This window comes from Streptomyces sp. NPDC060209 (genome assembly GCF_042728155.1).
GTDB lineage: Bacteria > Actinomycetota > Actinomycetes > Streptomycetales > Streptomycetaceae > Streptomyces.
The window spans coordinates 1-10,832 of record NZ_JBHWZS010000294.1 but is presented as its reverse complement, the minus strand read 5'-3'; the positions used below and the strand labels follow the sequence as shown (position 1 = coordinate 10,832).

The following is a 10,832-nucleotide window of genomic DNA, read 5'->3' as shown; positions in this document are numbered from 1 at the left end:
TGGCGGAAGCGGTTCGCGGTGTCTGCGCCCTGCAGGCGCAGACACCGGCCTCGCCGTACCTGGCGCTGTGGAACCGAGTACAGGATTTCGTGCCCGAGGACCTCGACGCGGCGTTCTCGGAGGGCCGGATCGTGAAGGCGACCCTCATGCGGATCACGCTGCATGCCGTTCACGCCGAGGACTACGCGCTCTACCGCGCCGCCATGCTGAGCAGTCTGAGGGCGTCCCGGCTGTACGACCGCCGCTTCACCGCGACAGGGCTGTCTCCCACCGACGCCGACGCGCTGCTACCGGAGCTTGCCCGGTTCCTGGCGCGGGCCCGCACCGGTGCCGACGTCGAGGACGAGGTCACGGGGCGGTTCGGCGAGCACGCGCACCGCCTGTGGTGGGCGTTGCGCACGTACGCGCCGGTGCGTCATGTGCCGACCGGCGGCCCGTGGTCGTTCACACAGCGGAACGCCTATCAGGACTCTTCGGCGACACCGGGGTCCGTCCCGCAGGAAGCGGGCGCCGGGGTGAAGTGGCTCCTGCTTTCCTACCTGCGGGCGTTCGGGCCCGCGTCGGCCCAGGACTTCGCCCGGTTCACCCTGCTGACTCGCCCGGTGATCACCCAGGCGCTGCATGAACTCGGCGACAAGGTGGTGCGGGTGGCAGGCCCGGGACGCGCCGCCCTGTTCGACCTGGTGGGCGCCACCGTGCCTACCGAGGACACTCCGGCGCTGCCGAGGCTGCTGCCGATGTGGGACAGCACGCTGTTGGCCCACGCCGTCCCCGGGCGAGTCCTGCCCGAGGAGTACCGGCCATTGGTCGTTCGGCGCAATGGCGACATGCTGCCCTGCCTGCTCGTCGACGGGCAGGTCGTCGGAGTGTGGCGCGCCGCCGACGGCGGACTGGAACTCACCGCCTTCCACAAGCTCGGCAGGGCCGCGTGGCAAGGTCTGACCGAGGAGGCGGAGAAACTGTCAGCGTTGCTCGCCGGCCGCGATCCAGCCGTCTACGGGCGCTACGGACACTGGTGGGACAAGGGGTTTCCCGATGCGGAGAGGACGATCGTCAAGGCTTGACCGCGCTGCCCGGCTCCACCCCCGCCGCCGTCGGAACCGCTGCCCCGGCGCGGCACTCGCACGGCGGTCGCGGCCGGCATCGAAGGCTGACGCCGAGCATCGCGGCCGGGCCCGGTCGCAGCCGGCCCTGCTTCAGCCGGTGGTTTCGACGTACGAAGCCAGGTTCGCCAGCGAGGAGGCGATCCCCGTTTCGTGGTCCGTTTGATCGATGCCGGGTGGCACGTCCGCCGCGATGACGGTCACCTCCGTCCCGTCACCGACGGCGGCGAGGTGCCAGGTCATCGTCATCGTGCCCGCGTAGGCCCGGTCGTCGGCCTCGAACACCGCTTGCTGCACCACGCGCTCCGAGGGCACCAGGTCGGCGAACACGACCTCGACGACATCCGTGGAATCTGAGGTTTTCCCGGGGCTGTCGGCGGGGTCCAGGTAGGTGAGGATCATCCGGAACCCGCCACCGGGCCGGGGATCCCAGCGCTCGACTCGCCCGCGCATGCCGTCCGGCGGTAGCCAGGCCTCAAGTGACGTCCGGTCGAGAAGAGCGCCGTAGACACTTGCCGGTGGTGCTGCGATCACCCGGCTGGCGCGGTCGATCCTGCTCATCGCCCGAGTCTAAGGGCTGTCCCGTAGTGCCCGGTGGATCAGCGCGCGGCGTCGGATGCGGTGCATCGCAAGGCGGAGGGGCGTCCTCATACTGGGCGTATTCGGGCGACCCGACAACGCGGCGAGGTGCCGTAGCTGTCGTCGTGCGCCCGCCGGGTGCTACGGGACAGCCCTTAGGGCCGGAGGCCTGAGCTGGAACGGATGTATGGGGCGGCCCGTGGCGCCGCCGTGTTGCGGGGCGTGGGGACGGTCGGGGCTCGGGGGAGTAGGAGAGCGTGCGCCTGTCAGCCGGTTTGAGGACGCCCCTCCGCGCGCGCCCACAGGTAGAGCGGGACCTGGAGCGGAAGGCGGCCGTAGGCGAGTGCCCTCGCAGGTGCGGGGCGGGTCCGCCAGTCGTACGCCATCTTGACGTTGGCGGGGAAGACACCGACGAAGAAGAGCGCGGTGGCCTGGGCGCTGAGGCGCCGGGTGCGAGGTACGGCGAGTCCCGCAGCGAGCGCCAATTCCACTACGCCGCTGGCCCGGGTCCAGGTCCTGGGGCTGCCGGGGAGCGCTCGCGGCACGACCGCTTCGAACGGTTTGGGCGCTGCAAAGTGCGCGACCCCGGCCGCGGCCAGGAGGCCGGCGAGCAGCAGGGGCGAGCGCGGGATGTGGCGGATGCGTGCCATGGGGGCTCCTGGAGCTTGACCAGCGGTGCGGGACACAAAGGTTACTCCAGAGTAAGAATGGTGGTCGGGATTCGCCGGCGGCAGTGCGCGAGGTGCTGCCGCCGCTGCGCAGAGCTGGGCCGGCAGACCGGAAGATGGACGCGGAGCAGGCATCAGGCGGGATCGTGCTGACCACTGCTGCTCGGCGAACGTCGCGCCCGTTGCCGGTAGGTGCAGTGCCTGACCCCGCAGCGGTCACACCGGCCCAGCGCAGGAACACCGCTCCGACGTGTCCTTCGATAGATTCCTCGAGGCTCGCGGATGCCGGGCTGAAGGGTGCCGAGGAGGAGGAACGTGTCTGTTGAGCGACTCGACCCGGAGTGGGTGAGAGGCTGGGGCGAGCGGATTTCTGCCAGGCTCGGGGTGTTGATGTCGTCGTTCCCGAAGACGCATGGTTTCCCGCCCGGCGAGAACGCAGTCATCCTCGCGACGGTTGAGAGTCACGAGGCGACCGGTGCTCTCGTGGACCTGATCGCGATCCCTTCCGACCTGACCACCCTTTACTGGGTTGTATGTGAGATTTCCCTGCCGGACGTCGAGTGCGGATACTTCGTCCACTCGGCCTCGGCGGTTGCCGGGCACTTCCGGGAGTACGGCTCCGTCCAGGTCGATGACGAGTCACCTGCCCTCGTGTTCGCCAGCGATGGGGGTGGCCATCTGTTCGCAGTGGCAGGCAGTGGGCGAGTATGGAGGTCGACCACGGCTTCCTGGTCCGGCGACTTCGAGGTCGCGGCAGCGTCCATCCGAGAGTTTCTCGAACAGATCGGTCGCAGGGTCACCGACCAGAACTGATGCGCCGCCTGCGGAGTCGGTGCGAACCAGTGAATCGTCTGCGTACCGTCTCGTGCAGCAGCAGCAGCAGCCGCTGCACGGCACGGACCCGGCCTGGGAGACCATGACCGGCCGTCAGTTTGGGCAGCCCACCTCGTGACATCGGGAGGCCGGAGTCGCCGATCTGTTGGGGCGGTCCACCCAACTAGTGTGACGAGTATGCCCAACGGGATCGCTTGGATAGGCGCACACAGCACCACCGATAGATCCGCAACCCTGCCCGGAATGCTCGGCGGGATATCGCTGACCTGCGCCCGCGGCCTCGAAGCGGACGAGTTCCTCATCGCGCTGGGTGCCGACCTCGATCAGCTTGCCGCGCGCACCCCGTACAAGGATCTCGCCGTGCCGGTGGGACGGCCGGGCAGACCGTCACCCCACGTCAACCCCGTCATGTACGGGACGTGCGGCGACTGGGTGTACGTGCTGGAGGACTGGGGGACGGCGACGTGGGCGACCGGGTACTCGGGGGTCAAGTCGATGCGGCCCTGTCCCGGTGAGGAGATCGTCTGCGTGACGATGAACCGGTGGAGCCCACCGTCGATGATCATCCATGCGCCGGGTGACGGGCAGGCCTGGCGGGCCGACTTCGGACAGGACACCGGTCAGTCGTCCGACTTGGATGCGGCACTGTGTGCAGCGGACGCGGTGTTCCCGTCTTTGCCCGACGAAGATGAAGCCGAAGTGGTGGCGTACTACGAGGAGCACGGGGGGCGGCTGTCCACGGCAGTGTTCACCGCCATCGGCAACCACTGCGCACTGTCCATCGATCCGGCAGCCGTCGAGGCCGGCGATCTGCCGTCGGTCTTGGTCCCCATGGTGTGATGAACGCGCAGGACCGGCCCCCAACTCGCCACAGGGGTCAGGGCCGAGGTGCCGGGCTCTGGACCTTCATCCGCGACCCGGACTTCCACGCCAGGCCCCGTGTCCATGTGCAGACAGGGCGCCACTGCCTATTCGTGCGTTGGAGCGCCCCGGGCGGTGCTACCGCGTGTGAGCGGGTTCGAGGTCGGGCTGGGTGAGGATGCGGGGGCCGGGCCGTCCTCGGTGATGGCGATGGTGTGTTCGATGTGGGCGGCGTGGCTGCCGTCGATCGTGCGGAGGGTCCATCCGTCGGCGTCGGCGTCGGCGTCGGCCTCGGTGCGGTAGTCGTTGCGTCCTCCGGTCATGAGCGTGGCTGCCGGGTCTCGATTCGACCCGCCCTGTCGTGGCAGCCCTGGCCCATGCGCTGGGCCTGCCGCTGGACCACCTGGCCACAGCCTGCCGGGGAGTGCCGACAGCGGTGGCCGGGGCGTGTCGGCGTGCACGTCGGGACGGCTGCTTCCCGACCGAAAGGCGGATGTTCCTGACGTGGCGCGGGTGTGCCGGCCTTCGCTGCGCGGCGTCAGTTCGACGCTGTCCTCCCGGGCGTCCTGCTGAGGCCGTCTCCGGCTCGGCGGTCTGCAGGCATCGTCCTGCCGCACGCCCGACGCGCCCGCTCCGGACGGCCCAAATTGTTGAAGTTTCACGCATCAGCTACGCTCGGAGCAATCTTGAAAGTTCAAGTTTTCTCTTGAAAGGGATCCGTGCCGCATGACTTCCGTCCTGACCCGCCCCGCCCCTTCCTCCTCAGCCGCTTCTGAGGGCACTTCACCGCACGCCTACGACGTCGGCCTGCTGCTCGTCCGCGTAGCCCTCGGGCTGACCGTGGCCGCACACGGTGTACAGAAGCTGTTCGGCTGGTTCGGAGGCGGGGGTATCGAGGGCACCGGCCAGTTCTTCACCATGAGCGGATACCCCTCCGGCCGGACGATGGCCGTGATCGCCGGCCTCAGTGAGACTCTCGGCGGACTCGGCCTTGTGCTCGGCTTCCTGACGCCGCTCGCCGGCGCCGCCGTCCTCGGTACGATGATCAACGCCCTGGCCGTCAAGTGGGGCGGTGGCTTCTTCGCTCCCGCGGGCGTCGAGTACGAGCTGCTGCTGCTCGTGGGAGCTGCCGGACTGGCTCTGACCGGGCCCGGCCGGATCGCCGTGGACCGGTTCTTGCCCGGCCTGCGCGCGCACCGGCTCGTCTACGGCGTGGCCGGTGTGCTGCTCGCCGCTGTGATCGCCGGCCTTGTCCTGCTGATCCGCAAGTGACTGTCACCGTCGCTCCTGCGGTGGCGGCGGGGGTCGTCGGTTCGCCGCATTGCTCATCCTGGACGCTCGGAGGTGCCCTACGGCACCGGAGCGAGCCAGATATGTAGTTCCCGGGTCCTGCGCGACTGCGTTTCACGACCCTCGGGTCACACACGTGCTGGTGTGACCCGAGGGTGTGCGACTGAACGCGCTGAGGCACCACCCGCGCTCATGGGGCAGTCACACATCGGGGTTCTCGTCGTCGGCGTCCGCGAGACCGTCCAGCACTCGCGGTGGGTGCCCTACGGCGCCGGTTACGGGCGGCGTCCCCAGGCGGAGACCATCGGGGCCGTCGCCAGATCGAGTTGCCCGGTGGCGACGTTCGACAGGTGGCGGTCGATGTCCTCGTCGGTCGCGATCTCCGCCGCCACGAGTCGGTCACGGATCTGCCGGACGGTCGCTGCCTCAAGGACGGTGCAGGCCGGCGAGGTGATCGGGGAGTAGGCATCCGCCTGTACGTCGCGCAGGCCGGCTTCGCGCAGCAGCCGGGGCAGTGTGCGGCCGTACGAGAGATCGGCACCGCGTGCCGCCATGAGTTCACGGAAACCGGAACGGAGGCGGTTCGCCAGCCGCTGCTCGGGGCCCGACTCGTCCGGGCACAGCAAGGGCTGCAGCCCTGGATCGGCATCTTCCAGGAGCAGCACACCGCCGGGTCGCAGTGCCTCGACCATGCGGCGCAGTGCCTCGGCGCGGTCGACGACATGCACCAGGACCAGCCGGGCGTGCACCAGGTCGAAGCCGCCCTGCGGCGGAGGATCGGCCGCGACGTCGTGCCGCAGGACTTCGACGACATCGGAGGCGGCGTCCCGGGCCCAGGACACGTCGATGTCGGTGCAGACCACCTTCCCCGCGGTTCCCACACGCTCGGCCAGGCCGGCAGGAACGGACGGGCCGCCTGCCCCGACCTCCCAGCACCGCATGCCCGTGGTGATGCCGATCCGGTCGATGTGCCGGAAGATCACCGGATCGAACAGCTCGGCCAGGGCGCCGAATCGGATGCCCGCCTCCGACTGCTGATTGTCGAGCAGGTACCCGTGGTCCATGCCGTGCTCGGCCATGCCTTGCCCCACCTTCTCTCCCCGCCCACCGGTCTCGAAGCCCACCATGGTCCGTCCAAAGGCGGCAGGCCCCTTGGCGTCCTTGAGTCGGGCAGGAGGCGACAGGAATAGCTGTCGCTTTATGTGCGACAGTTTCACTTGTCGTGAGCTCGGTTCGGCAGGTAAGTTTGTCGCATGGACGATGTGACAGCGATCCCGACCCCTGACAAGAACGACGCGAGCTTCTGGGCCACAGTCGCGACGCCGGTGGAGCCCGCCTGGAGCGAGCCCACCGAAGACGACGCGTTCTCCATGGACGACAAAGTGCTCGACGCGGTCCGCGCGCTGGCCGAACGGATCTCGACACGCGCACTCGCCTATCGCACGGCCGGCCAGCCGTTCGACCCCGCGCTCATGGCCGCGCCCGACGTGCAACTGGCGTTGCTGCGGGCACTGTACGAAACCAAGCGGTCCGTCGACCGGCTGGCCGAGAGTGCCGCCACCGTCGCCGGCCGCAGTGGAGCCAGCTACACCCAGCTGGGTACGGCCTGGGGCGGCATCAAGCGTCAGTCCGCCCGCCTCAAGTGGCCCCACGCGGTAGCCAGGAGGACCGCAGGTCAGTCCATTCCGCTCCAGTACGCAGGCGGCGCAGCCGTCATTCACCACGACCTGGATGCCGACGCCTGGTGGTACACGGCCACCGCCGCGGACCAGCAGCAGGAAGAGTCCGAGGCTGACCACAGCACCTCCACCGAGGCCATCGCACGGGCGACCGAATTCCTCTTGGCACACGCGCTGCCCACCCGGCAGGAGTCCGCATGACCTGATGTCCTGGTCCCCACACCGCGGCGCCCGGTCGTCGTGGTGAGGAGCGATCGTTCACATGCCGGGAGGCCGTCGAGCCGGGTCACATGTGCGGCGGCCGCTCCGTGGGTGCCGGGGCGTCAGGCGGTGTGGTGGGGCCAGGGGGTGTCGGTCTCGACCGGGGCCGCGTAGTCGATGCCGGGCACGCCGAAGCCGTAGAGGTGCTTCACCTGCGTGGTGAACCAGCCGAGGTCGGCGAGGTCGGTGATGGTGTCGGTGGTGGCGCTCTGCCAGCGCTCCGCGACTGCGTCCTGGACTGCCGGGGTGAGCTCCCAGGTGTCGAGACGGACGCGGTCCTGATCGTCCACGTCGAGCGGGGCGCGCCCGGTCAGCTGGTCCCAGAGGTGGGTGAGCTGGGCGATGGGCGGGACCATTCCGTCGCCGAGGACGCTTCGGAGCAGACCGACGTACAGAGCGATGCCGGGGATGGCTGTGCTGGACTGGGTGACGGCTGCCCCGTTGACGGACGTGAGCGCTCTCCCGTCGACCTCCTTCGCGAGCCGGTCGTTCAGGTCGCGGGCGGTCTGCTCCAGATGCGCTTTGGCCGCACCGATCGTGCCCTGCCGGTACATGGCACCGGTCAGAGGAGAGCCGATGTACGACAGGGCCGCCGTGGTGAAGCCCTGAGCCAGCAGGTCATGGGCAGCGAGGTGGTCGATCCAGCGGGCCCAGTCCTCCCCGCCCATCACAGCGACGGTCTGATCGATGTCGTCGCCCTCGGCCGGTCCGGTCTCGACGGTCCTGACGTCCGGTGCGCCCTCGTCGTCGAAGACGAGAGTCTTCGTGCGGTACGCCTCGCCGATCGGCCTGAGGACCGAGGAGTAGGTGATGCCGGTGTCGGGGTCGGTGCGACGCGGCGCCGCGACGGAGTACACGAGGTAGTCGAGTTTCCCTGCGAACCTCTCGCGCAGCACGTCGGCGACCTCGTTCTTGAGAGCGTCGGAGAAGGCGTCGCCGTTGAGGAAGACGAAGTCCCGCCCGTGGTGCCGGGCGAGGTCGGCGGTCGTCGCGGTCCGGTACCAGCCTGCCGTTCCGGTACGGCGTCCCGGAGCCTTCTCGAAGGACACCCCGATGCCCCGGATCCCCGCTCGGGCCAGCCCTGCGATCGTCGCCGCCAGTCCGTACCCGGAGGACGAGCCGATCACGAGCGCGACGGGCGCGTCCTGGCCGGGGGTGTCGGACGCCGGCGCGGGGACCGCGTCCCACATGGTGCGCACGATGCGGTCGCAGCCGGCCGGATGAGAGTCGAGGAACAGAAATCCGCGGGAGCGGGAGTTGACGATGCGTTCGGCCATGAGGAGGCGTCCTTACCGGTCGGCGTGTCCACGGACGCGGGCGCCGGAGAGTGCACCGCGTCCCGCAAGTCTCCTTCCGTACGGGCCTGGGCAGTCGCCTCGACCTGAACAGTAATGGCGAGACGGTCTTGGAGGGAGTCCACCACTTGGAGCAGGGCGAGGCTGTGCATTCCCGGGCCGCGCGCACCGGTCGGCACCCCCGGCCACGGGTGCTTTCGCCATCTCGGGGCCGGCTTCCCCGCGGTGTGTGCGCAGCGACTGTCGGACGTCCGCGACGCCGGTCGTTCGAGGGGACACCGCCCGGGGGCGATGCTGGCCCTACGAAGATTCCCGTTGACCGGTGTCCGCCGTGGATCGGGACGCGGCACTCAGCGGCAGGAGCTGGGGGCGTTTCGAGGTGCGGCCGTCGCCGGAGGACTGAGCGCGCAAGCGGCGTCCGAGCCAGGGGCCGAGGAATGCGGCGGCCCAGCGTAGTTCGGCTCCTGCGGTCTGCCACCCCGTGGGAACGCTCCGCGGCGGCAGGGGAAGGGTCCAGGCGTCGTCGCTTCCGGGCAGGTGGATGGCTTGGGCGACAGCTGCGGCGATCCGCTCATGGCCGAGAGGACTGGCGTGGAGCCGGTCCGCACTCCACAGTCGTGGGTCGGTGGCGACGGCTTGTCGGCCGGTTTCGGCAACCGTGACCCCGTGGCGGGCGGCCGCCTCGCGGATGTGGGAATTGAGGTCGAACACACGGGACCTGATCGGCCGGGCGAGGGGCACGATCTTCCCCACGTCGGGGAAGGTCAGCGTCACCACATGGGCCCCGGCTGCTGTGAGCGCGGCGAACATCTCTTCCATGTGCCCGGCCACCTCTGCGGCGTCGAACCGGGGCCGGAGCAGGTCGTTGACCCCACCGACGACGGTGGCCAGGTCGGGCCGCAAAGCCAGGGCCGGCCCCAACTGTTCAGCGCGGACCTGTTGGGCGACACGACCTCGTACGGCGAGGTTGGCGTACCGAAGCTCCGGGCTGACAGCCGCGAGGCGCTCGGCGAGCCGGTCGGCGAAACCCCGTAGGCCTACGGTGTCGTCCCCGTCGCCGAGCCCTTCGGTCTGACTGTCGCCCAGGGCGACGTAGCGCAGGTACTCACCGTTCGGCATGTGTCGACTGTCTTTCCTTGAGGACGGCTGCGATCCTGAGGCACCAGCCCCGGTGCTCCTGCTCGAAGGCCAGACCGCGCAGGCAGGTGAGGTACGGCCCGATCCGCTCGCCCCGGAGGAGGAACTCCTCCTCGTCCGCATCGCCACGCAGTTGCCGCAGCAGCTTGCCGAGAAGCTCGATCTTGGCCTCGGCCGCCGAGGCCCGCTCTTCGAGTTGTTCGATCACCGGCGCCGTGCCGATGCGGTCGGCGACCTGGACCTTCACCAGCAGATCGTCGCGGATGAACGAGGGCTTCGACACGGCTGCGGCGAACGCCTCCAGCTCGGCGCGACCGGCATCGGTGACCCGGAACAGACGTTTGTTGGGCCGCGTCTCCTGGACCACCTGCCGACCCTCGACCAGCCCTTCCTTCTCCAGCTTCGACAGCTCGGCGTACAGCTGCTGCGGCAGGGCGTGCCAGAAGTTCGCGACGCCGATGTCGAACGCCTTCGCCAGTTGGTATCCGCTGTACTCGCCGTCCAGCAGCGCGGCCAGCACCGCATGTCGCAAGGCCATCGAAGCAGCCCCTTCCCTTTCCTCGTCCGTCGCTGCATCATACTCAAGAAAGTGATTAGTCATATCCTTGAGTACTGGAGAGGTCATGGAGACTGCTGAACGCTTCCGCGACGCCGTGGAGAAGGGCGAACTCGCCGCCCTGGAGGACCTGTTCACCGAGGACATCCGTCTCTACAGCCCCGTGAAGTTCACGCCCTTCGAGGGAAAGTCCATGGTGCTGGGACTCTTCGGCGTCCTGCTGCGCACCTTCGAGGACTTCCGCTACATCGGCAACTTCGAGGGCACGGCCGAGACCAGCGCCGACGGTGAAGAGGCTCAGTCGGAAATCCTGCTCTTCAGGGCCACGGTGAACGGCAAGGAGATCCACGGGATCGACCTGCTCCAGTTCGACGAGGCCGGCCGGGTCAAGGAGTTCACCGTGATGGTTCGCCCCCAGTCCGCTGTGCAGGCCCTGGGCCAGGCGGTACTTGCGGGCCTGGTCGCCGACGGGGCCCGGGCCCCCGCCCGGGACCCCGCCGGCCCCACCGTAGGCTAACGCAGGGGGCGCGCGCGCCGGCCCCCCACCCCCCCACCCGGAGAACGACCCC

At 69.3% G+C, this 10,832-nt stretch carries 13 protein-coding genes; 6 read left to right on the top strand and 7 right to left on the bottom strand.

Annotation, left to right across the window (positions count from 1 at the left end; all coding sequences use genetic code 11):
* On the top strand, positions 1–1,064 hold a 1,064-nt coding region (locus ACFWFI_RS35290; protein WP_387398454.1), incomplete at its 5' end, for a winged helix DNA-binding domain-containing protein.
* Between the two features lie 132 nt (positions 1,065–1,196).
* Here the strand turns inward: ACFWFI_RS35290 and ACFWFI_RS35285 are convergent.
* Both ACFWFI_RS35285 and ACFWFI_RS35280 read right to left on the bottom strand, forming a co-directional pair.
* Positions 1,197–1,664 carry an SRPBCC family protein gene (locus tag ACFWFI_RS35285; RefSeq protein WP_387398451.1) on the bottom strand — a complete coding sequence of 156 codons (468 nt, stop codon included), beginning with the start codon at positions 1,662–1,664 and terminating at the stop codon, positions 1,197–1,199.
* Between the two features lie 284 nt (positions 1,665–1,948).
* Positions 1,949–2,332, bottom strand: coding sequence for a DoxX family protein (locus ACFWFI_RS35280; protein ID WP_387398449.1), 384 nt, complete (start codon positions 2,330–2,332; stop codon positions 1,949–1,951).
* A gap of 333 nt (positions 2,333–2,665) precedes the next feature.
* On the opposite strand from ACFWFI_RS35280, the gene ACFWFI_RS35275 reads away from it, so the two are divergent.
* Positions 2,666–3,163, top strand: coding sequence for a hypothetical protein (locus ACFWFI_RS35275; protein ID WP_387398446.1), 498 nt, complete (start codon positions 2,666–2,668; stop codon positions 3,161–3,163).
* A gap of 264 nt (positions 3,164–3,427) precedes the next feature.
* A complete protein-coding gene (locus ACFWFI_RS35270; RefSeq protein ID WP_387398444.1) occupies positions 3,428–4,024 on the top strand; it encodes a hypothetical protein in 597 nt (198 codons plus the stop codon).
* Between the two features lie 128 nt (positions 4,025–4,152).
* Here the strand turns inward: ACFWFI_RS35270 and ACFWFI_RS35265 are convergent, their stop codons facing one another.
* Entirely contained in the window at positions 4,153–4,368 is a 216-nt protein-coding gene (locus ACFWFI_RS35265; RefSeq protein WP_387398442.1) for a hypothetical protein, read from the bottom strand.
* 403 nt (positions 4,369–4,771) lie between these two features.
* Here ACFWFI_RS35265 and ACFWFI_RS35260 point away from each other — a divergent pair, with 403 nt between their 5' ends.
* Entirely contained in the window at positions 4,772–5,317 is a 546-nt protein-coding gene (locus ACFWFI_RS35260) for a DoxX family protein (RefSeq protein WP_387398439.1), read from the top strand.
* Positions 5,318–5,610: 293 nt separating this feature from the next.
* On the opposite strand, the gene ACFWFI_RS35255 is transcribed toward ACFWFI_RS35260, so the two are convergent.
* Entirely contained in the window at positions 5,611–6,414 is an 804-nt protein-coding gene (locus ACFWFI_RS35255) for a class I SAM-dependent methyltransferase (protein WP_387398436.1), read from the bottom strand.
* Between the two features lie 174 nt (positions 6,415–6,588).
* Here ACFWFI_RS35255 and ACFWFI_RS35250 point away from each other — a divergent pair, with 174 nt between their 5' ends.
* On the top strand, positions 6,589–7,215 hold the full coding sequence (locus ACFWFI_RS35250) for a hypothetical protein (protein ID WP_387398434.1): 627 nt from the start codon (positions 6,589–6,591) through the stop codon (positions 7,213–7,215).
* A gap of 122 nt (positions 7,216–7,337) precedes the next feature.
* Here ACFWFI_RS35250 and fabV read toward each other — a convergent pair whose 3' ends face one another.
* From fabV to ACFWFI_RS35235, 3 genes are all read right to left on the bottom strand, one after another.
* Positions 7,338–8,552, bottom strand: coding sequence for an enoyl-[acyl-carrier-protein] reductase FabV (fabV, locus tag ACFWFI_RS35245; protein WP_387398431.1), 1,215 nt, complete (start codon positions 8,550–8,552; stop codon positions 7,338–7,340).
* Between the two features lie 318 nt (positions 8,553–8,870).
* Positions 8,871–9,689, bottom strand: coding sequence for an SGNH/GDSL hydrolase family protein (locus tag ACFWFI_RS35240; RefSeq protein WP_387398428.1), 819 nt, complete (start codon positions 9,687–9,689; stop codon positions 8,871–8,873).
* Entirely contained in the window at positions 9,676–10,245 is a 570-nt protein-coding gene (locus ACFWFI_RS35235; RefSeq protein WP_387398425.1) for a PadR family transcriptional regulator, read from the bottom strand. Before ACFWFI_RS35235 ends, ACFWFI_RS35240 begins: the two co-directional genes overlap by 14 nt.
* Before the next feature lie 85 nt (positions 10,246–10,330).
* On the opposite strand from ACFWFI_RS35235, the gene ACFWFI_RS35230 reads away from it, so the two are divergent.
* Positions 10,331–10,780, top strand: a complete 450-nt coding sequence (locus ACFWFI_RS35230; RefSeq protein WP_387398422.1) for a nuclear transport factor 2 family protein — start codon at positions 10,331–10,333, stop codon at positions 10,778–10,780.
* The last annotated feature ends 52 nt before the right edge of the window (positions 10,781–10,832 follow it).